The sequence below is a fragment of the Pseudomonas sp. xss_4 genome (assembly GCF_043104125.1).
Lineage (GTDB): Bacteria > Pseudomonadota > Gammaproteobacteria > Pseudomonadales > Pseudomonadaceae > Aquipseudomonas > Aquipseudomonas parafulva_B.
In genome coordinates this window covers 32,067-52,422 of sequence record NZ_JBICKJ010000009.1, presented here as the reverse complement: position 1 = coordinate 52,422, position 20,356 = coordinate 32,067, and the positions used below count along the sequence as shown (strand labels likewise).

18 protein-coding genes are annotated in these 20,356 nt (G+C 61.0%); 16 read left to right on the top strand and 2 right to left on the bottom strand.

Features of this window, described 5'->3' with window-relative positions; all coding sequences use genetic code 11:
- Positions 1 to 73: 73 nt before the first annotated feature.
- Positions 74 to 1,738 carry an electron transfer flavoprotein-ubiquinone oxidoreductase gene (locus ACF8GB_RS00865; protein WP_058602654.1) on the bottom strand — a complete coding sequence of 555 codons (1,665 nt, stop codon included), beginning with the start codon at positions 1,736 to 1,738 and terminating at the stop codon, positions 74 to 76.
- A 585-nt stretch (positions 1,739 to 2,323) separates the two neighbouring features.
- Here ACF8GB_RS00865 and ACF8GB_RS00860 point away from each other — a divergent pair.
- From ACF8GB_RS00860 to ACF8GB_RS00820, 9 genes are all read left to right on the top strand, one after another.
- Complete coding sequence (locus ACF8GB_RS00860) at positions 2,324 to 3,073, top strand: electron transfer flavoprotein subunit beta/FixA family protein (RefSeq protein ID WP_023533596.1); 750 nt, start codon at positions 2,324 to 2,326, stop codon at positions 3,071 to 3,073.
- The gene (locus ACF8GB_RS00855; protein ID WP_058602655.1) at positions 3,074 to 4,003 is read left to right on the top strand and encodes an electron transfer flavoprotein subunit alpha/FixB family protein; all 930 of its coding nucleotides are present in this window, start codon (positions 3,074 to 3,076) and stop codon (positions 4,001 to 4,003) included.
- 75 nt (positions 4,004 to 4,078) lie between these two features.
- Entirely contained in the window at positions 4,079 to 4,900 is an 822-nt protein-coding gene (locus tag ACF8GB_RS00850) for an ABC transporter substrate-binding protein (RefSeq protein WP_058639748.1), read from the top strand.
- A gap of 9 nt (positions 4,901 to 4,909) precedes the next feature.
- The gene (locus ACF8GB_RS00845; protein WP_058639747.1) at positions 4,910 to 5,263 is read left to right on the top strand and encodes a DUF4398 domain-containing protein; all 354 of its coding nucleotides are present in this window, start codon (positions 4,910 to 4,912) and stop codon (positions 5,261 to 5,263) included.
- Positions 5,263 to 6,072 carry an OmpA family protein gene (locus ACF8GB_RS00840; RefSeq protein ID WP_153008582.1) on the top strand — a complete coding sequence of 270 codons (810 nt, stop codon included), beginning with the start codon at positions 5,263 to 5,265 and terminating at the stop codon, positions 6,070 to 6,072. The genes ACF8GB_RS00845 and ACF8GB_RS00840 overlap by 1 nt, the downstream gene beginning before the upstream one ends.
- 293 nt (positions 6,073 to 6,365) lie before the next feature.
- Positions 6,366 to 7,808, top strand: coding sequence for a PLP-dependent aminotransferase family protein (locus ACF8GB_RS00835; RefSeq protein WP_196127005.1), 1,443 nt, complete (start codon positions 6,366 to 6,368; stop codon positions 7,806 to 7,808).
- A 64-nt stretch (positions 7,809 to 7,872) separates the two neighbouring features.
- Positions 7,873 to 8,337, top strand: coding sequence for a hypothetical protein (locus tag ACF8GB_RS00830; RefSeq protein WP_196127013.1), 465 nt, complete (start codon positions 7,873 to 7,875; stop codon positions 8,335 to 8,337).
- A gap of 126 nt (positions 8,338 to 8,463) precedes the next feature.
- Positions 8,464 to 8,718 (top strand): YkgJ family cysteine cluster protein, encoded by a 255-nt coding sequence (locus ACF8GB_RS00825; RefSeq protein WP_027916297.1) that lies wholly within the window; start codon positions 8,464 to 8,466, stop codon positions 8,716 to 8,718.
- Positions 8,719 to 8,751: 33 nt separating this feature from the next.
- On the top strand, positions 8,752 to 9,357 hold the full coding sequence (locus ACF8GB_RS00820; protein ID WP_058602662.1) for an START domain-containing protein: 606 nt from the start codon (positions 8,752 to 8,754) through the stop codon (positions 9,355 to 9,357).
- 110 nt (positions 9,358 to 9,467) lie between these two features.
- Here ACF8GB_RS00820 and gltA read toward each other — a convergent pair whose 3' ends face one another.
- The gene (gltA, locus tag ACF8GB_RS00815) at positions 9,468 to 10,757 is read right to left on the bottom strand and encodes a citrate synthase (protein WP_058639744.1); all 1,290 of its coding nucleotides are present in this window, start codon (positions 10,755 to 10,757) and stop codon (positions 9,468 to 9,470) included.
- A 352-nt stretch (positions 10,758 to 11,109) separates the two neighbouring features.
- Here gltA and sdhC point away from each other — a divergent pair, with 352 nt between their 5' ends.
- From sdhC to lpdA, 7 genes are all read left to right on the top strand, one after another.
- Entirely contained in the window at positions 11,110 to 11,496 is a 387-nt protein-coding gene (sdhC, locus tag ACF8GB_RS00810; RefSeq protein WP_008091902.1) for a succinate dehydrogenase, cytochrome b556 subunit, read from the top strand.
- Complete coding sequence (gene sdhD / locus ACF8GB_RS00805; protein ID WP_023533603.1) at positions 11,490 to 11,858, top strand: succinate dehydrogenase, hydrophobic membrane anchor protein; 369 nt, start codon at positions 11,490 to 11,492, stop codon at positions 11,856 to 11,858. Before sdhC ends, sdhD begins: the two co-directional genes overlap by 7 nt.
- Before the next feature lie 3 nt (positions 11,859 to 11,861).
- The gene (gene sdhA, locus ACF8GB_RS00800) at positions 11,862 to 13,634 is read left to right on the top strand and encodes a succinate dehydrogenase flavoprotein subunit (RefSeq protein ID WP_058602663.1); all 1,773 of its coding nucleotides are present in this window, start codon (positions 11,862 to 11,864) and stop codon (positions 13,632 to 13,634) included.
- 11 nt (positions 13,635 to 13,645) lie between these two features.
- The gene (locus tag ACF8GB_RS00795; protein WP_023533615.1) at positions 13,646 to 14,350 is read left to right on the top strand and encodes a succinate dehydrogenase iron-sulfur subunit; all 705 of its coding nucleotides are present in this window, start codon (positions 13,646 to 13,648) and stop codon (positions 14,348 to 14,350) included.
- A gap of 239 nt (positions 14,351 to 14,589) precedes the next feature.
- Positions 14,590 to 17,421, top strand: coding sequence for a 2-oxoglutarate dehydrogenase E1 component (locus tag ACF8GB_RS00790; protein WP_058602664.1), 2,832 nt, complete (start codon positions 14,590 to 14,592; stop codon positions 17,419 to 17,421).
- Positions 17,422 to 17,463: 42 nt separating this feature from the next.
- Complete coding sequence (gene odhB / locus ACF8GB_RS00785) at positions 17,464 to 18,684, top strand: 2-oxoglutarate dehydrogenase complex dihydrolipoyllysine-residue succinyltransferase (RefSeq protein ID WP_058602665.1); 1,221 nt, start codon at positions 17,464 to 17,466, stop codon at positions 18,682 to 18,684.
- Between the two features lie 94 nt (positions 18,685 to 18,778).
- Positions 18,779 to 20,215, top strand: coding sequence for a dihydrolipoyl dehydrogenase (lpdA, locus tag ACF8GB_RS00780; RefSeq protein ID WP_392526438.1), 1,437 nt, complete (start codon positions 18,779 to 18,781; stop codon positions 20,213 to 20,215).
- The last annotated feature ends 141 nt before the right edge of the window (positions 20,216 to 20,356 follow it).

The window sequence follows — 20,356 nt, the reverse complement described above, 5'->3', positions numbered from 1 at the left end:
ACGCCCTGGCCGATATAAAAAGCCCCCGGTTCGAGAGAACCGGGGGCTTTTTATATCGGCCAGGGCGAGGTGACTACATGTTCGGGTAGTTGGGCCCGCCAGCGCCTTCCGGCGTGACCCAGGTGATGTTCTGGGCCGGGTCCTTGATGTCGCACGTCTTGCAGTGCACGCAGTTCTGCGCGTTGATCTGGAAACGCTTGCTGCCATCTTCCTGAGTGACTACTTCGTAGACGCCTGCCGGGCAATAACGCTGAGCAGGTTCGTCATACAGCGGCAGGTTGCTGGCGATCGGAATGGTCGGGTCGGCCAGCTTCAGGTGACAGGGCTGCTCTTCTTCATGGTTGGTGCTGGACAGGAACACCGAGCTGAGCTTGTCGAAGCTGAGCTTGCCGTCGGGCTTGGGGTATTCGATCTTTTGCGAGTCCGCGGCCAGCTTCAGGCAGGCATAGTCAGGCTTGGTGTCGCGCAGCGTGAAGGGCAGCTTGCCGGCGAACCAGTTCTGGTCGATGTAGTTGAACGCAGCACCCAGCAACGGGCCGAACTTGTGCATGGCCGGGCCGAAGTTGCGGCTGGCGAACAGCTCTTCATGCAGCCAGCTGGCCTTGAAGGCGCTGACATAGCCGTCTAGCTGGTCACCGCCCTCACTGCCGGCGATCAGGGCGTCAGCGACGGCCTCCGCAGCGAGCATGCCCGACTTCATGGCCGTATGGCTGCCCTTGATCTTGGCAACGTTCATGGTACCCAGGTCGCAACCGATCAGGGCGCCGCCCTTGAATACCATCTTGGGCAGCGAGTTGATGCCGCCCTTGGCCAGCGCGCGCGCACCGTAGCTGATGCGTTTGCCGCCTTCGAGGTACTGGCTGATCACCGGGTGGTGCTTCAGGCGCTGGAACTCGTCGAAGGGCGACAGGTAGGGGTTGGCATAGGACAGGTCGACGATCAGCCCGACGACCACCTGGTTGTTCTCCAGATGGTAGAGGAACGAGCCACCGGTGTTGTCCTTGGCCATGACGTCCAGCGGCCAACCGGCGGTATGCACCACCAGGCCTTGCTGGTGTTTGGCTGGGTCGATTTCCCACAGTTCCTTGAGCCCGATACCGTAGTGCTGCACGTCCGAATCGCTGTCCAGTTTGAAGCGCTTGATCAGTTGCTTGCCGATGTGGCCACGGCAGCCTTCGGCGAACAAGGTGTATTTGGCGCGCAATTCCATGCCTGGCGTGTACAAGCCTTCCTTGGGCTGGCCTTCGCGATCGACCCCCAGGTCGCCCGTGACGATGCCGCGTACGACGCCGTCTTCGTCGAACAGCGCTTCCTGGGCTGCGAAGCCTGGGTAGATCTCGACACCCAGGTTCTCGGCCTGCTGGGCCAGCCAGCGGCACAGGTTGCCCAGCGAGATGATGTAATTGCCCTGGTTGTGCATGGTCTTGGGCACGAACAGGTCAGGTACCTTGGTAGCGCTGCCGGCATCCTTGAGCACGTAGATGTCGTCACGCTTGACCTCGGTGTTCAGCGGCGCGCCCAGCGCCTTCCAGTCCGGGAACAGCTCGTTCAGGGCGCGTGGCTCGAACACGGCGCCGGAGAGAATATGGGCACCGACTTCGGAGCCTTTTTCCACCACGCAGACGCTGATTTCGCTACCGGCTTCGGCGGCCTTCTGCTTCAGGCGGCAGGCGGCGGACAGGCCCGCCGGGCCGGCGCCGACGATGACCACGTCGAATTCCATGTATTCGCGTTCCACAGGTTCTCTCCTACTCATCAAGGCTCATAGCTGTTGCTTTGTCTTATGGGTGCGCGGGCATTCGCAGCGGTGGCCAGGCCACCAGGTTGTAGCTGGGCAAATGACGAACTACACCGTTTTGTCTTGGACGCGCATTATATCTACACCACTTGACCGGTCCAATACAAACGTTTGTTTGAATTTGCCGCAGCCCAGTAAAATCAAAGGAAGGCGGCTGGAAGGTGACCGATTTGCCGTATTGACCGGATGGGGTGATACGGTCAAGATACGAGCGGTTTTACGTTCGCCGTAGGCTTGCAGCCGGGCGCAGGTACACCTCTAAAGACCAGGTGTGGAGCAGGGTTTTCAAGCGTTCAAGCGGTTTGTAGTGAAGTCTACACGCCACGACAGCAAATGACCCGCGTGCATTTTTGCCCCAGGCATGTGCACATCAGTGATGGGTCGGCGAACGCCGGGGCGCACTTGGTTGCGTTCACCATGAAAACTTCGTCTGCGGCTTGTTTCCAGAGGTGCCCTTGTACCCACGCGTATCGCAGGGCCTAGTCCCAGGCGACTATCTATTCACCGGAGAGTAACGAGGAATCCATGAAGGTTCTTGTAGCTGTCAAACGAGTGGTCGACTACAACGTCAAGGTTCGCGTCAAGGCGGACAACTCCGGCGTCGACCTTGCTAACGTCAAGATGTCCATGAACCCCTTCTGCGAAATTGCCGTGGAAGAGGCCGTTCGCCTGAAAGAAAAAGGCGTTGCGACCGAGATCGTCGTCGTATCCGTCGGCCCGACTACCGCCCAGGAGCAGTTGCGTACCGCCCTGGCGCTGGGTGCCGACCGCGCCATCCTGGTCGAAGCAGCCGACGAACTGAACTCCCTGGCTGTGGCCAAGGCGCTCAAGGCCGTGGTCGACAAGGAGCAGCCGCAGCTGGTCATCCTCGGCAAGCAGGCCATCGACAGTGACAACAACCAGACTGGCCAGATGCTCGCCGCACTGACCGGTTACGCCCAGGGCACTTTCGCGTCCAAGGTCGAAGTCGCTGGCGACAAGCTCAACGTCACCCGTGAAATCGACGGCGGCCTGCAAACCGTCGCGCTCAACCTGCCGGCCATCGTCACCACCGACCTGCGCCTGAACGAGCCGCGCTACGCGTCGTTGCCCAACATCATGAAGGCCAAGAAGAAGCCGCTCGAGACCCTGACGCCGGATGCGCTGGGCGTTTCCCTGGCCTCTACCAACAAGACCCTGAAAGTGGAAGCACCCGCTGCCCGTGGCGCTGGCATCAAGGTCAAATCGGTGGCCGAACTGGTCGAGAAGCTGAAGAACGAAGCGAAGGTAATCTAAATGACTATCCTGGTTGTCGCTGAATACGAGAACGGTGCCGTTGCGCCGTCCACCCTCAATACCGTTGCTGCTGCCGCCAAGATTGGTGGTGACGTGCACGTACTGGTCGCCGGTCACAATGTAGGTGCCATTGGCGAATCCGCCGCCAAGATCGCCGGCGTGGCCAAGGTTCTGGTCGCCGATAATGCCGCTTACGCCCATGCGCTGCCCGAGAACGTTGCGCCGTTGATCGTCGAGCTTGCCCAGGGCTACAGCCACGTGCTGGCCCCGGCCACCACCAATGGCAAGAACACCCTGCCGCGCGTTGCAGCGCTGCTGGACGTCGATCAGATCTCCGAAATCATCTCGGTCGAATCTGCCGACACCTTCAAGCGCCCGATCTACGCGGGTAACGCCATCGCTACCGTGCAGTCGAGCGCCAGCGTGAAGGTCATCACCGTGCGCACGACCGGCTTTGATGCCGTGGCTGCCGAGGGTGGCGCCGCCGCTGTCGAGGCGGTGGGTGCTGCCCATGATGCTGGCATCTCGGCGTTCGTTTCCGAAGAGCTGGCCAAGTCCGATCGCCCTGAGCTGACCGCTGCCAAAATCGTCGTTTCCGGCGGGCGCGGCATGGGTAACGGCGATAACTTCAGCCACCTGTACAGCCTGGCCGACAAACTGGGTGCCGCTGTTGGCGCTTCCCGTGCAGCGGTCGATGCGGGCTTCGTGCCCAACGACATGCAGGTCGGCCAGACCGGCAAGATCGTCGCTCCGCAGTTGTACATCGCCGTCGGTATCTCGGGCGCCATCCAGCACCTGGCCGGTATGAAGGATTCCAAGGTGATCGTGGCGATCAACAAGGACGAAGAAGCACCGATCTTCCAGGTTGCCGACTACGGCCTGGTTGCCGACCTGTTCGAAGCCGTGCCGGAGCTGGAAAAGCTGGTCTGATCCGCTGGCTTCACTTATAAAGAACCCGGCCCTCTTGTTGAGGGCCGGGTTTTTTTTATGGTCGAGGAGTATGGGATGAGGTTGGGTGCAACGGGCAGGACGCTGGCCTGCATGACAGTTCTGGTATCGCCACTGGCGATGGCGGCAGGCAAGTGCGAACGCCTGGTGGCCACCGGCAGCCCCGACGCGCCGCCCTATTCGTGGCAGGATCCTAAAGACCCTAAGCACCTGATTGGCGCCAACGTCGACTTGCTGCGCCAAGTCGCGGGCGAGCTGGGTATCAAGGTGGAAGTGCTCAATGCCGGCCGGCGCGATCAGGCCCTTGAGGAGGTGCGCAGCGGGCGCATGGATCTGCTGCTCGATGCGCCGTTGCAAGTTGAGCAATTGACATCGCTGGACTACATCCACCCGCCGTTGCAACTCAATGAGTATCTGGTATGGACGCGGCACGATGCCGAGTTGACCTTCGATGGCCCAGCCGACCTTGCGCGGTATCGGGGAAGTCTTTCGGAGCGAGCGCGGTTGACCCCCGCGTTCACCGCGTTTGCCAAAGACCAGTTGAAACCGGTGATGGCGCAGAATCTGACCCAGGCCTTTCAGAAGTTGGTACTCGGCCAAGTAGACTACGTGCTAGCCGGTCGTTACTCGGGCATGGCCATGGTCCAGAGCCTGGGCATGAACGATGCCCTGATTGCCCGCGGCCTACCCGTTGATCGACCCGGGCTTTACGTGGCGCTGTCCCATGACTCGGCGTGCAACGACAGTTGGCTGCGTGGGCATTTGGCGGAAAAACTGACAGAATTGCCCATCTCCGGTACGTCCGATGCTGTGCTGCAGACCAATCTCGAGCGCTGGAAGGCGCAATTGCAGGTGCAGGGCGACGCCCCCAAACACTAGGAAGATCGCGTGAAAACCCAACCTTTGATCCTTGCCATGGCCGTGCTTGCCCTGGCTGGCTGCGCCAACGACCCTGTCCCGGATGAGCAGATGCGCCTCTCCGAACAGGCCCTGGAACAAGCAAAAGCGGTTGGTGCTACCGACCAGGTCGAAGCGTTCAAGCTGGCCGAAGACAAACTGGGACGTGCTCGTACAAACATGCTCACACAGGATTTTCGCGACGCTCGCATGCGCGCCGAACAGGCTGAGCTCGATGCTCGGCTGGCCGAGGCACAAGTGTTGAACCAAAAGAGCGATGAGCAGTTGCAACTGCTGCAATCGAGGATTAAGCGCCTGCGCAAACAATTGGAGGTGCAGCCATGATGGCGCGTGGTTCTTTCACGGTACTGACGTTGCTGGCCCTTGCAGCAGGCCTGACCGGTTGCGCCAGCCAGCGCAGCACGGCCGCGCTGGATCAAGCCGCTGCCAGCTTCCAGAAGGTCAAGGACGACTCGGATGTGCTGCGCAGCGCGCCGCGTGATGTGATTCGCGCCGGCGAGTCGCTGGCGCGCGCCGAGCGTTTGTCCAGCTACATGGGTACCGGTGCCGATGTACGCCATTACGCCTACCTCAGTCAACGCTACAGCGAAATTGCCAGTGAGCACGCCAAGCTTGCGCTGAATCAGGAGCGCCAGGCCAAGCTCGACTTGGAACGCCAACGGCTGCAACTGGCGCTGCGCGAGGCCAAGCTGGCCAGCGTGCAGCAACAGGGCAAATGGGTCGAGTCGCAGATCGTCGCACTGGCGTCGGAGCAGCCCGACCGTGGCTTGGTCATGACGCTGGGTGACGTACTGTTCGATACCGGCAGCGCCGACCTCAAGAACTCGGCCAGCCGGACGGTGCTCAAGCTTGTGCAGTTCCTCCAGCTCAACCCCCGCCGCATAGTGCGCATCGAAGGTTATACCGACAGCACTGGCACGCCTGAAGAGAATCTCAAGCTGTCCCGCGACCGGGCGCAGGCCGTGGCCGATATGCTGGCCGACCTGGGCATCGATGAAAAACGGATGCAAGTCGAGGGCTATGGCGACCAATACCCGGTTGAGGTCAACGCCTCGGAGCGGGGTAGGGCGCAGAATCGACGGGTCGAGATCGTGTTCTCCGACGACAAGGGCAAGCTCGCGCCAGCACGCTGATGGATGGGTGTCAGGCCCGGGCAATGGGTCATGCTGGCCGTCGAAATGGGCAGTGCATGGCAGCCGTTGCCCCTGCGCGTGAATGACTTTTGGGCGCTTGCCACCTGCCGGATAGGCTCATGACCAGCATGCCCGCACACCGTTTAAGTGCCGGTGCTGCAAATCGCTTCCAAGCACGTGTACCGTTGACTATTCTGTCATCTGTCCCAGTACACTTTGCAACTGTTCCGGTATCCTGAACCGCAGTGAGCGACACAAGAATAATGAGCCTGTCCGCGCGTCGAGATCCAGCCATGACCAACCTGCTGTTATACCAGCGTATCGCCCAGCAACTGGCCGAAGACATCCGGCGCGGTGTCTACCAGCCAGGCGAACGGGTGCCTTCGGTGCGCAAGATGAGTGCACAGCTCAATGTCAGCCATGCCACCGTCCTGCAAGCGTATGCCAACCTGGAGGACCAGGGGTTGATTCGCGCGCGTCCCCAGTCTGGCTACTATGTGCACCAGACCCCGGCGCTAACGGCGCCCACGCCGGACATCGCGCGCGTGGAGCGCCCCGGTCTGGTGACCCGGGCCAGCATCATCCAGCAGGTGCTGACCGAGGCGCGCCGCGATGGCGTATTCGCCTTCGGCGCGGCCGTGCCACATGTCGACTATCTGCCCGTGCGAGCCTTGCACCAGCAACTGGCCAAGGTGACACGCTTTCACAGCCCGCGCGCCTTCAGCTACATGTTCAGCCCAGGCTTCGAGCCCCTGCGTCGGCAGATCGCCATTCGCATGCGCGACGCCGGCGTGCTGGTCGACCCTCAGGAGGTGATCGTCACCCATGGCTGTGTCGATGCGTTGCAGATGTCGCTGCGTGTGCTCACCAAGCCCGGCGACCTGATCGCGGCCGAGTCGCCGACCTACTACGGTCTTCTGCAATTGGCGGACTTGCTCGGGTTGAAAGTGATCGAGATCCCCAGCGACCCCTCGACCGGCATCAGTCTCGAGGCCTTGCAATTGGCCGCCAACCAATGGTCCATCAAGGCGTTGGTGTTGACCGCTCGGTTGAGCAACCCGCTAGGAGGGACCGTTCCTGAAGAGCGGCAAAAGCAGTTGCTGCGCCTGGCATCGGACTACGACATCCAGATCGTCGAAGATGACATCTATGGCGAGTTGATGTTCGAGCAGGGCAAGACCAAGGCTTTGAAAGCGTTCGATCGTCTGGACAGGGTCATCTACTGCTCAAGCTTCTCCAAGACGCTCTCGCCTGGCGTGCGAGTGGGCTGGATGATTGCCGGCCGCTACCAGGACGAGATCCAGCGCTTGCAGACCTTCACCACCCATTCGGCGTGCAGCGTGACCCAGATGGCGGTAGCGGCTTACCTGGAAAACGGTGGTTATGATCGCCATCTTCGCTTCATTCGCCAGGAGTACCGCAAGAACCTCAGTGCGTATCAGTTGGCAGTGCAGCAGCACTTCCCGGAGGGCACACAGATGACGCGCCCAACGGGCGGTTTCATTCTGTGGGTGAGCTTGCCTGGCCGGGTCAATACCCAGGAGCTGCACGTGCGGGCACTGGAGCAGGGGATCAGCATCGCGCCGGGGCTGATTTTCAGCAACACCGAGCAGTTCAACCACTGTATCCGCCTGAACTGCGGGATTCCATGGAACAAGGAGGCCGAGCGCGCAGTCATCACCTTGGGACTACTGGCACAACAATTGTGCAGGGAGCCTGCAGCCCCACTTTTGTGAGGCTTGCCAGGCAGCTGCGGAACAGGGAGCATACGCATTTTCCATGGAGTTCTGTCCATTTGCCATGAACGCACTGCGCCGGTATCTGATGGTCTTGTGTCTGCTGCTTGTGGTTCTGCCGGGCAGCCCAGCCCAGGCTGCCCAGCCAGCAAGCCAGGCACAGTCCGCTACAGGTAAAGCGCAAGTCAAGCCCAAGGCACAGCAAAGTGATCGCAAGGCAGTCAGCAAGCGCGCTAAATCGACGCACAAAAAGGTCAGCAAGCAAGTGGCCAAGCCATTGCCGAAAGCCAACCTCGACCTGAGCTTGCCGACCGAGCTGGTGGATAACCTGCAGCCGAATGTGGGTGAGCCATCGCCCATCAAGAAGCGCAAGCCGTTGCTGCCGCCGTTGTTCGTTGAAAAGTCCGAAGCCGACAGTCCGTTTCAACTCAACGGCCGCTTGATCAGCAACGAAATGCAATTGCAGCTTCGCAACGACAGCCGCCGGGATGTCGAAGGCGCCGCCATCGATTTCGAGTACCGTCAGTGAGCGGGGACTGACCGGCCAGTCAGTGGATTTTCATCTGGGTGGCAATTTCAAACGTCTGTTTGAGCGGTTACTATCCGTGTGTGCCGCCCTATCCCGTTCTCTGGAGTCCTGATTCACTTGAATGCCATGAAATGCCGCGAAGGCTGCGGCGCCTGTTGCATCGCGCCATCCATCACCTCAGCCATGCCACTGATGCCCGAGGGCAAGCCGGCAGGGGTGAGGTGTCTGCACCTTACCCCTGCGAACCTGTGCGACCTGTTCGGCAAACCCGAGCGGCCGGCGGTCTGTGGCGGTTTCAAGGCCGATCCCGAGGTGTGCGGCGCTGACAATGAAGAGGCGATCAGGATTCTGGGCTGGTGGGAGCGGGTAACGGCGGCGTGACAGGCTGGATCTTCGACAACAAGGATAAACATGATGAGATCGTTCAAGCGTATTGCGCTGCTGTGTGGCGTCAGTGTTCTGTTTGCACCTGTTGCCTTGGCTGAAAACTGGCAGGTGGCCAAGGACGAGGAGGGCATCAAGGTCTCTCTCAGTGAAGTGCCGGGCTCCAAGTACAAGGCTTACCGAGGCGTGACCGTCATCAAGGCGCCCCTGGCCAAGGTTCAGGCGTTGCAGGAGGATGTGGCCGGGGCTTGTGCCTGGATTCACGAGTGCAAGTTGCAGAAGCTGCTCAAGCACGAGGGTGACCAGAGCTGGACCTACACCCAGTTCAATACACCCTGGCCTGTGACACCACGCGACTCCGTGCTGCGTGTAACCACGGTCAAGAGTGCCGATGGCAGCCTTACGCGCAACCTCGTCGAAGAGCCTGCCTATGTGCCCGAGGAGAAGGGCTTCGTGCGGGTGGCGAAGGTGGACGGTTTCTGGAAGCTGGTGCCCAAGGGTGACAGCACGGAGGTCACGTACCAGGTGCATACCGAGCCAGGCGGCAGTGTGCCGGCGATGGTTGCCAACAAGTTCGTGGTGGAAGCGCCGTTCAATACGCTCAAGGCGCTTCGGGCGCGCGCTGAGAAAAACTGACGTTTCTCTGCTGGATGGGTGAAGGGCCGCCTGTCACAAGAGGCGGTCAGCACTGGGCCAACCAAAAAAGGCTGCCCGAGGGCAGCCTTTTGGCATTGGGCGTTGAACGCTTACTTGCGGTCGCTCAGTGCCACGATGTCGCGCTTCGCCTCGCCGGTGTACAGCTGGCGCGGGCGGCCGATCTTGTACGGGCTGGAGAGCATTTCTTTCCAGTGCGAAATCCAGCCTACGGTGCGCGCCAGGGCAAAGATCACGGTGAACATGCTGGTCGGAATGCCGATGGCCTTCAGGATGATGCCCGAGTAGAAGTCGACGTTCGGGTACAGCGAGCGCTCGATGAAGTAAGGATCGGTCAGGGCGATCTCTTCCAGGCGCATGGCCAGTTCGAGCTGCGGGTCGTTCTTGATGCCCAGCTCGCGCAGGACTTCGTCGCAGGTCTGCTTCATCACGGTGGCGCGCGGGTCGCGGTTCTTGTAGACGCGATGGCCGAAGCCCATGAGCTTGAACGGATCGTTCTTGTCCTTGGCCTTGGCGATGAAGGTGTCGATGTTGGACACATCGCCAATCTCATCGAGCATGGTCAGTACCGCTTCGTTGGCACCGCCGTGGGCCGGGCCCCAGAGTGCCGCGATGCCGGCAGCGATGCAGGCGAACGGGTTGGCACCCGACGAACCTGCCAGGCGCACGGTGGAGGTGGAGGCGTTCTGCTCGTGGTCGGCGTGGAGGATGAAGATCCGGTCCATTGCCTTGGCCAGCACCGGGCTGATCGGTTTGATCTCGCACGGGGTGTTGAACATCATGTGCAGGAAGTTTTCCGCATACGACAGGTCGTTGCGCGGGTACATCATGGGCTGCCCCATGGAATACTTGTACACCATCGCGGCCAGGGTCGGCATCTTTGCGACCAGGCGCACCGCGGAAATTTCGCGGTGTTGCGGGTTATTGATGTCCAGGGAGTCGTGGTAGAAGGCCGACAGGGCGCCGACCACACCGCACATCACCGCCATCGGGTGAGCGTCGCGGCGGAAGCCGTTGAAGAACGTCTTGAGCTGTTCGTGAACCATGGTGTGGTTCTTGACGGTGCTGACGAACTGGGCTTTCTGCTCGGCATTGGGGAGTTCGCCGTTGAGCAGCAGGTAGCAGGTCTCGAGGTAGTCGGACTGTTCGGCCAGTTGTTCGATGGGATAGCCGCGATGCAGCAGGATACCCTTGTCGCCGTCGATGTAGGTGATCTTCGACTCGCACGAGGCCGTTGCCATGAAACCAGGGTCGAAGGTGAAGTGACCAGTGGCCCCCAACCCGCGGACGTCGATTACATCAGGACCAACCGTGCCGGTTAAAATGGGCAGCTCGACGGGGGCAGTGCCCTCGATGACCAACTGCGCTTTTTTGTCAGCCATGTGGCCTCCTATTAATGCTTGAAATCATCAGACAGACCCCCCACGCAGGGCCCGCACCACTATAGAGGGATAAATTCAGATGTCAATTTGCCTAAAGGCTTGTTGAATCAGCTGTTCAAGCCTGATTTTTCCCGAAATTCTCGCCCATTTACGCCTTTTCCTCCTTAAAGGCAATGCGCTATTCGGGCTACCCCCTCACGTTGTCATGAGCAGCCTAACTGTCTATACTCGGCACCCGACCGCCAGGGGCTTGCAAGCCCGACCTGCTGGGGGTCGCCGTTCCCTGGGTGGTGGGTACCTGACCAGTACACTTACCAACAACTTTGCCCTGATTCGCTAGGGGCTCTTCAGTGTGAAAAAAGCCGTGAAAAGCCAACGACCTGTAAACCTAGACCTAAGGACCATCAAGCTTCCTGTCACCGCGTACACGTCCATCCTGCACCGTATCTCCGGCGTCATTCTGTTCATCGGCCTTGCCATCATGCTGTATGCACTGGGCAAGTCGCTGGGTTCGGAGGAAGGCTTCGGTGAAGTGAAGGCGTGTCTGACCAGCCCGCTGGCCAAGTTTGTGACCTGGGGCCTGTTGTCCGCCCTGCTTTATCACCTCGTGGCAGGTGTTCGTCACCTGATCATGGACATGGGTATCGGCGAGACGCTGGAAGGCGGCAAGCTGGGCTCGAAAATCGTGATCGTCATCTCCGTGGTGCTGATCGTTCTGGTGGGAGTTTGGGTATGGTAACCAACGTCACGAACCTGTCGCGTTCGGGCCTCTATGACTGGATGGCGCAGCGCGTCTCGGCGGTCGTTCTCGCGGCTTACTTCATCTTCCTGATCGGCTACGTGGTCGCCCACCCAGGCATCGACTATGCCCAGTGGCATGCCCTGTTCTCCAACAACGCGATGCGGATCTTCAGTCTGCTGGCCCTCGTTGCCCTCGGCGCTCACGCCTGGGTTGGCATGTGGACCATTGCTACCGACTACCTGACGCCTATGTCGTTCGGCAAGTCGGCAACTGCGATTCGTTTCCTGTTCCAGGCGGTATGCGGCGTTGCGATGTTCGCTTACTTCGTCTGGGGTGTGCAGATTCTCTGGGGTATCTGATCCATGGCTAGCATTCCAACCATTTCTTTCGACGCCATCATCATCGGTGGCGGCGGCGCCGGCATGCGCGCAGCGCTGCAGCTGGCCCAGGGCGGTCACAAGACTGCCGTGGTCACCAAGGTCTTCCCGACCCGTTCGCACACCGTATCCGCCCAGGGCGGCATCACCTGCGCCATCGCTTCGGCCGACCCGAACGACGACTGGCGCTGGCACATGTACGATACCGTCAAGGGCTCGGACTACATCGGTGACCAGGACGCTATCGAATACATGTGCCAGGAAGGCCCGGCTGCGGTCTTCGAATTGGACCACATGGGCCTGCCGTTCTCGCGTACCGAAACCGGCCGTATCTACCAGCGCCCGTTCGGCGGCCAGTCCAAGGACTTCGGTAAAGGTGGCCAGGCTGCCCGTACCTGTGCCGCTTCCGACCGTACCGGTCACGCGCTGCTGCACACCCTGTACCAGGGCAACCTGAAAGCCGGTACCACCTTCCTCAACGAATACTATGCCGTTGACCTGGTGAAGAACCAGGAAGGCGCCTTCGTCGGCGTGATCGCGATCTGCATCGAAACCGGCGAAACCATGTACATCAAGTCCAAGGCCACCGTTCTGGCCACTGGCGGTGCTGGCCGTATCTACGCCTCCACCACCAACGCCCTGATCAACACCGGTGACGGCATCGGCATGGCCCTGCGCGCCGGTGTTCCGGTGCAGGACATCGAGATGTGGCAGTTCCACCCGACCGGTATCGCCGGCGCCGGCGTACTGGTCACCGAGGGATGCCGCGGTGAGGGTGGTTACCTGATCAACGCCCACGGCGAGCGCTTCATGGAGCGCTACGCACCAAACGCCAAAGACCTGGCCGGCCGCGACGTGGTTGCCCGTTCCATGGTCAAGGAAATCATCGCCGGCAACGGCGTGGGCCCGAACAAGGACCACGTACTGCTGAAGCTGGACCACCTGGGCGAGGAAGTGCTGCACAGCCGTCTGCCAGGCATCTGCGAACTGTCCAAGACCTTCGCCCACGTTGACCCTGTCGTTGCGCCAGTGCCGGTCGTTCCGACCTGCCACTACATGATGGGTGGCGTTGCCACCAACATTCATGGCCAGGCCATCACCATGGACGAAGAAGGCAATGATCACATCATTCCTGGCCTGTTCGCCGTAGGTGAAGTGGCGTGCGTATCGGTTCACGGTGCAAACCGCCTGGGCGGCAACTCGCTGCTCGACCTGGTGGTATTCGGCCGTGCTGCCGGCCTGCACCTGGAGAAGGCGCTGAGCGACGGCATCGAGCACCTCGACGCCAGCGACACCGACATCGACGTTGCCCTGAATCGCCTGAACAAGCTCAACGAGCGCTCCACCGGCGAAGACGTAGCCAGCCTCAAGCGCGAATTGCAGAGCTGCATGCAGAACTACTTTGGTGTGTTCCGTACCGGCGAGTACATGCTCAAGGGTATCGAGCAACTGGCTGGCCTGCGTGAACGTATTGCCAACGTCAAGATTAACGACAAGTCCCAGGCCTTCAACACCGCGCGTATCGAAGCGCTGGAGCTGCAGAACCTGCTGGAAGTTGCCGAAGCTACCGCCATCGCGGCCGAAGCCCGTAAAGAGTCGCGCGGCGCTCACGCCCGTGAAGACTTCGAAGACCGTGACGACGAGAACTGGCTGTGCCACACCCTGTACTACCCGGGTGTCAAGCGCGTTGCCAAGCGTGGCGTCAACTTTGCGCCGAAGACCGTGCCGGCCTTCGAACCAAAAATCCGGACCTACTAAGGGTGGCTGCTATGTTGAAAGTCGAAGTTTATCGCTACAACCCCGACACCGACGCGGCCCCCAAGATGGAGTCGTTCGACGTCGATACCGGCGGCAAGGACCTGATGGTTCTGGATGTATTGGCGCTGATCAAGGAAAAGGACGAGGGCTTCTCGTACCGTCGCTCCTGCCGTGAAGGCGTGTGCGGTTCCGATGGCATGAACATGAACGGCAAGAACGGCCTGGCCTGCATCACCCCGCTGTCGGGCGTGGTCAAGGGCAACAAGCTGGTACTGCGTCCGTTGCCTGGCCTGCCGGTCATTCGTGACCTGGTCGTGGACATGAGCATCTTCTACAAGCAGTACGAGAAGGTGAAGCCGTTCCTGCAGAACGATACGCCGCCTCCGGCCATCGAACGTCTGCAGTCGCCGGAAGACCGTGACAAGCTGGACGGCTTGTACGAGTGCATCCTGTGCGCGTGCTGCTCCACGTCCTGCCCGTCGTTCTGGTGGAACCCGGACAAGTTCCTGGGCCCCGCCGCGCTGTTGCAGGCCTACCGTTTCCTGGCCGACAGCCGTGACACCAAAACCCAGGAGCGCCTGGCGTCCCTGGATGACCCGTTCAGCGTATTCCGCTGCCGCGGGATCATGAACTGCGTCAACGTTTGCCCTAAAGGTCTCAATCCGACCAAGGCGATCGGCCACGTACGTAACATGCTGCTGCAAAGCGGCACCTGATACACGTTGTACCTGCAGTACGCCGACGTGCGGGTGTAACACCCGCACCGAGGTAAAACCCGAACGGGGCTCACAAAGCCCCTGTTCATTACCTATGAAGATGAGACCAGCAGGGGCTTTCCGGGCTGGTACCCGGAAAATCAGCAGGATCCAGGTGGCGTGGTTCAGTCGCTGTTTTCGGACCGTTCCAGGTTTTCATGGCTCTCGCCGATCAGTCCCCTAATCGAGGGTGACCAAGCATGCAAGAAAGCGTGATGCAGCGCATGTGGGAAAGCGCCCACCTTTCAGGTGGTAACGCTGCATATGTGGAAGAGCTCTACGAACTCTACCTGCACGACCCTAACGCTGTGCCAGAAGAGTGGCGCACCTACTTCCAGAAGTTGCCCGCCGACGGCAGCACCGCTACCGACGTATCGCACTCCACGATCCGCGATCATTTCGTACTGCTGGCAAAGAACCAGCGCCGCGCCCAGCCGGTATCTGCCGGGAGCGTGAGCAGTGAACACGAGAAGAAGCAGGTTGAAGTGCTGCGACTGATCCAGGCCTATCGTATGCGCGGCCATCAGGCTGCCAAGCTCGACCCCTTGGGGTTGTGGCAGCGCCCTGCGCCCGTAGACCTGTCGATCAATCACTACGGCTTGACCAATGCCGATCTTGATACGACCTTCCGTGCCGGCGACCTGTTCATCGGCAAAGAGGAGGCGAGCCTACGCGACATCCTCGATGCGCTCCAGAAGACATATTGTCGCACCATTGGCGCCGAGTTCACCCACATCGTCGATTCCGAGCAGCGCAGCTGGTTCCAGCAGCGCCTGGAAAGCGTGCGTGGCCGTCCTGAATTCTCCGCCGACGTGCAGTCCCACCTGCTCGAGCGCGTCACTGCAGGCGAAGGCCTGGAGAAATACCTGGGTACCAAGTACCCGGGCACCAAGCGTTTCGGCCTGGAAGGTGGCGAAAGCCTGATCCCGATGCTGGACGAAATGATCCAGCGCTCCGGCTCCTACGGCACCAAAGAAGTCGTCATCGGCATGGCCCACCGCGGTCGCCTGAACGTGCTGGTCAATACCTTCGGCAAGAACCCGCGCGAGCTGTTCGACGAGTTCGAAGGCAAGAAGATGAACGAGCTGGGCTCCGGTGACGTGAAGTATCACCAGGGCTTCTCTTCTAACGTGATGACCCCAGGCGGCGAAGTCCACCTGGCCATGGCGTTCAACCCGTCCCACCTTGAAATCGTGTCGCCTGTGGTCGAAGGCTCGGTGCGCGCCCGTCAGGACCGCCGCAACGACAGTGTTGGCGACAAGGTGCTGCCTATCTCCATCCACGGCGACGCGGCCTTCGCAGGTCAGGGCGTGGTGATGGAAACCTTCCAGATGTCGCAGACCCGCGGTTTCAAGACCGGCGGTACCGTGCACATCGTGATCAACAACCAGGTTGGCTTCACCATCAGCAACCCGCTCGATGCGCGCTCGACCGAGTACGCCACCGACGTGGCCAAGATGATTCAGGCGCCGATCCTGCACGTCAATGGCGACGATCCGGAAGCCGTGTTGTTCGTCACCCAGCTGGCCGTCGATTACCGCATGCAGTTCAAGCGTGACGTGGTCATCGACCTGGTTTGCTACCGTCGCCGCGGTCACAACGAGGCCGACGAGCCCAACGGCACCCAGCCGCTGATGTACCAGCAGATCACCAAGCAGCGCACCACCCGCGAGCTGTACGCCGAGGCCCTCATCCAGGCAGGCCGCATCGACGCCGAGCGCGCCCAGTCCAAGATCGACGACTACCGCAGTGCGCTGGACAACGGCCTGCATGTGGTCAAGAGCCTGGTCAAGGAGCCGAACCGAGAGTTGTTCGTGGACTGGCGCCCCTACCTGGGTCACGCCTGGACGGCTCGCCACGACACCCGCTTCGACCTCAAGACCCTGCAGGAGCTGTCGGCAAAACTGCTGGAGCTGCCTGAAGGTTTCGTGGTCCAGCGTCAGGTCGCCAAGATCTACGAAGATCGCCAGAAGATGCAAGCCGGTGGCCTGCCGATCAACTGGGGCTACGCCGAAACCATGGCCTACGCCACGCTGCAGTTCGAAGGGCACCCGATCCGCATGACCGGCCAGGACATCGGACGCGGCACCTTCTCCCACCGTCACGCGGTGCTGCACAACCAGAAGGACGCCAGCACCTACGTACCGCTGAAGAACCTGTACCCGGGCCAGCCACGCTTCGAACTGTACGACTCCTTCCTGTCCGAGGAAGCGGTGCTGGCATTCGAGTACGGCTACTCCACCACCACGCCGAACGCGTTGGTGATCTGGGAAGCTCAGTTCGGCGACTTCGCCAACGGTGCGCAAGTGGTGATCGACCAGTTCATCACCAGCGGCGAGCACAAGTGGGGCCGTCTGTGCGGCTTGACCATGCTGTTGCCGCACGGTTATGAAGGCCAGGGCCCAGAGCACTCCTCGGCGCGCCTGGAGCGTTACCTGCAGCTATGTGCAGAGCAGAACATCCAGGTCTGTGTGCCGACCACGCCGGCGCAGATCTATCACCTGCTGCGTCGTCAGGTCATTCGCCCGCTGCGCAAGCCGCTGATCGTGCTCACGCCCAAGTCGCTGCTGCGTCACAAGCTCGCCGTCTCGACGCTCGAAGACCTGGCGGAAGGTTCGTTCCAGACCGTCATTCCGGAAATCGACACCCTCGATCCGGCCAAGGTCGAGCGCCTGGTGCTGTGCGGTGGCAAGGTCTACTACGACCTGCTGGAAAAACGTCGTGCCGAAGGCCGCGAAGACATTGCGATCGTGCGTATCGAACAGTTGTATCCGTTCCCGGAAGACGACCTGGTCGAAATCCTGGCGCCGTACACCAACCTCAAGCACGCGGTCTGGTGTCAGGAAGAGCCGATGAACCAGGGCGCCTGGTACAGCAGCCAGCACCACATGCGTCGTATCCTGGGCCGCCACAACAAGGCGCTGAACCTGGAATACGCCGGTCGCGAAGCTTCTGCCGCGCCAGCCTGTGGTTACGCTTCCAAGCACGCCGAACAGCAGGAACGACTGCTGCAAGACGCGTTCACCGTTTAACGCCTTCGCGCATCTGAAACCGAATTTAAGGAAACACTGATAATGGCTATCGAGATCAAAGCCCCAACCTTCCCGGAATCGGTTGCCGACGGCACCGTTGCCACCTGGCACAAGCAGCCAGGCGACGCCGTCAAGCGGGACGAGCTGATCGTCGACATCGAGACCGACAAGGTCGTGCTGGAAGTGCTGGCCACTGCCGACGGCGTGTTGGGTGACATCGTCAAGGGCGAGGGCGATACCGTCCTGTCCGACGAAGTGCTGGGTTCGATCGTGGAGGGCGGCGCTGCTGCCGCTGCACCTGCTGCTGCGCCTGCCCAGGCCGCCGCACCGGCCGCCGCCGCTGCCGACACCGGTGAAGACGACCCGGTCGCTGCCCCTGCTGCCCGCAAGCTGGCAGAAGAAAATGGCATCGACCTGGCCAGCGTGTCGGGTACCGGTAAAGGCGGTCGCGTGACCAAGGAAGATGTGGTCGCTGCCGTGGCCAACAAAAAGTCGGCGCCTGCCCCGGCGGCCAAGCCTGCCGCTGCAGCACCGGCACCGGTCGTGACCGCCGCTGGCGATCGTACCGAGAAGCGTGTGCCGATGACCCGTCTGCGCGCCAAGATCGCCGAGCGCCTGGTCGAAGCCCAGTCCAACATGGCCATGCTGACCACCTTCAACGAAGTCGACATGACCGAAGTCATGGCCCTGCGTTCGAAGTACAAGGACCTGTTCGAGAAGACCCACAACGGCGTGCGCCTGGGCTTCATGTCGTTCTTCGTCAAGGCTGCGACCGAAGCGCTCAAGCGCTTCCCGGCTGTCAACGCCTCGATCGACGGTAACGACATCGTCTACCATGGTTACGCGGACGTCGGTGTAGCGGTCTCCAGCGACCGTGGCCTGGTGGTCCCGGTACTGCGCAACGCCGAGTCCATGAGCCTGGCCGAAATCGAGAACGGTATCGCCACCTTCGGCAAGAAAGCCCGTGACGGCAAGCTGGCCATCGAAGAAATGACCGGCGGCACCTTCACCATCACCAACGGTGGTACCTTCGGTTCGATGATGTCGACGCCGATCGTCAACCCACCACAAGCCGCGATCCTGGGCATGCACAACATCATCCAGCGCCCGATGGCCATCAATGGCCAAGTGGTGATTCGCCCGATGATGTACCTGGCGCTGTCCTACGATCACCGCCTGATCGACGGCAAGGAAGCGGTGACCTTCCTGGTGACCATCAAGAACCTGCTGGAAGATCCGTCCCGCCTGCTGCTGGACATCTAATCGCGCAGCTGTAAGCTGCGAGCGACAGGCTTCAGATCGAAGCCTGTCTGTCTTGCGGCTTGCAGCGGCCGCTTGAGCTAACAAGGAATCTTTTATGACCCAGAAATTCGACGTGGTAGTGATTGGTGCCGGTCCTGGCGGCTATGTAGCTGCTATCAAGGCCGCCCAACTTGGTCTGAAGACTGCCTGCATCGAGAAGTACACCGACGCCGAGGGCAAGCTGGCCCTGGGCGGCACTTGCCTCAACGTAGGCTGCATTCCTTCCAAGGCGCTGCTGGACAGCTCTTGGAAATACAAGGAAGCCAAAGAGAGCTTCAACGTCCACGGTATCTCCACTGGCGAAGTGAAGATGGACGTACCGGCGATGGTTGGCCGCAAGGCAGGCATCGTCAAGAACCTGACCGGCGGTGTCGCCACCCTGTTTAAGGCCAACGGCGTGACCTCCATCCAGGGCCACGGCAAGCTGCTGGCGGGCAAGAAGGTCGAAGTGACCAAGGCTGACGGCACCAGCGAAGTCATCGAAGCGGATAACGTCATCCTGGCTTCCGGCTCGCGCCCGATCGACATTCCGCCGGCCCCGGTCGACCAGAATGTGATCGTCGACTCCACCGGCGCCCTGGAATTCCAAGCCGTGCCCAAGCGCCTTGGCGTGATCGGTGCTGGCGTGATCGGCCTGGAACTGGGTTCGGTATGGGCGCGTCTGGGCGCAGAAGTGACCGTACTCGAAGCCCTGGACACCTTCCTGATGGCTGCCGACACCGCCGTCTCCAAGGAAGCCCAGAAGGTTCTGACCAAGCAAGGCCTGGACATCAAGCTGGGTGCGCGCGTCACCGGTTCCAAGGTCAACGGCGACGAAGTCGAAGTGACCTACACCAACGCCGAAGGCGAGCAGAAGCTCACCTTCGACAAGCTGATCGTTGCGGTGGGCCGCCGTCCAGTGACCACCGACCTGCTGGCTGCCGACAGCGGTGTGAACATCGACGAGCGTGGCTACATCTACGTCGATGACCAGTGCGCGACCAGCGTGCCGGGCGTCTACGCCATCGGTGACGTGGTGCGTGGCCTGATGCTGGCGCACAAGGCCTCGGAAGAGGGCATCATGGTCGTCGAGCGCATCAAGGGTCACAAGGCCCAGATGAACTACGACCTGATCCCATCGGTCATTTACACCCACCCGGAAATCGCATGGGTCGGCAAGACCGAACAGTCCTTGAAGGCCGAGGGTGTTGAGGTTAACGTGGGCACCTTCCCGTTCGCGGCCAGCGGCCGTGCGATGGCGGCCAACGACACCGGTGGTTTCGTCAAGGTCATCGCCGATGCCAAGACCGACCGCGTACTGGGTGTGCACGTGATTGGCCCATCGGCTGCCGAACTGGTACAGCAGGGCGCAATCGCAATGGAATTCGGCACCAGTGCCGAGGATCTGGGCATGATGGTCTTCAGCCATCCAACCCTGTCCGAAGCGTTGCACGAAGCAGCGCTGGCGGTGAATGGCGGTGCCATTCACGTCGCCAACCGTAAGAAGCGTTAATCATAAGAAACCACGGCGGGCTGCCCGTCGTGAGTCTTGCGTGCATGACTCACCGCGGAAAGTCCGCCGGACCGGATCACATGGGATAACCCGGGGTCAACGGTCACAGGTGGTGCGGCGCCAGTGATGGCGCAGCGCCGA

Coding starts and splice junctions, on each gene's coding strand:
- ACF8GB_RS00860 (WP_023533596.1), top strand. CDS start 2,324: ATGAAGGTTCTTGTAGCTGTCAAACGAGTGGTCGACTACAACGTCAAG.
- ACF8GB_RS00855 (WP_058602655.1), top strand. CDS start 3,074: ATGACTATCCTGGTTGTCGCTGAATACGAGAACGGTGCCGTTGCGCCG.
- ACF8GB_RS00850 (WP_058639748.1), top strand. CDS start 4,079: ATGAGGTTGGGTGCAACGGGCAGGACGCTGGCCTGCATGACAGTTCTG.
- ACF8GB_RS00840 (WP_153008582.1), top strand. CDS start 5,263: ATGGCGCGTGGTTCTTTCACGGTACTGACGTTGCTGGCCCTTGCAGCA.
- ACF8GB_RS00835 (WP_196127005.1), top strand. CDS start 6,366: ATGACCAACCTGCTGTTATACCAGCGTATCGCCCAGCAACTGGCCGAA.
- ACF8GB_RS00830 (WP_196127013.1), top strand. CDS start 7,873: ATGAACGCACTGCGCCGGTATCTGATGGTCTTGTGTCTGCTGCTTGTG.
- ACF8GB_RS00825 (WP_027916297.1), top strand. CDS start 8,464: ATGAAATGCCGCGAAGGCTGCGGCGCCTGTTGCATCGCGCCATCCATC.
- ACF8GB_RS00820 (WP_058602662.1), top strand. CDS start 8,752: ATGAGATCGTTCAAGCGTATTGCGCTGCTGTGTGGCGTCAGTGTTCTG.
- gltA (WP_058639744.1), bottom strand. CDS start 10,757: ATGGCTGACAAAAAAGCGCAGTTGGTCATCGAGGGCACTGCCCCCGTC.
- sdhD (WP_023533603.1), top strand. CDS start 11,490: ATGGTAACCAACGTCACGAACCTGTCGCGTTCGGGCCTCTATGACTGG.
- sdhA (WP_058602663.1), top strand. CDS start 11,862: ATGGCTAGCATTCCAACCATTTCTTTCGACGCCATCATCATCGGTGGC.
- ACF8GB_RS00795 (WP_023533615.1), top strand. CDS start 13,646: ATGTTGAAAGTCGAAGTTTATCGCTACAACCCCGACACCGACGCGGCC.
- ACF8GB_RS00790 (WP_058602664.1), top strand. CDS start 14,590: ATGCAAGAAAGCGTGATGCAGCGCATGTGGGAAAGCGCCCACCTTTCA.
- odhB (WP_058602665.1), top strand. CDS start 17,464: ATGGCTATCGAGATCAAAGCCCCAACCTTCCCGGAATCGGTTGCCGAC.
- lpdA (WP_392526438.1), top strand. CDS start 18,779: ATGACCCAGAAATTCGACGTGGTAGTGATTGGTGCCGGTCCTGGCGGC.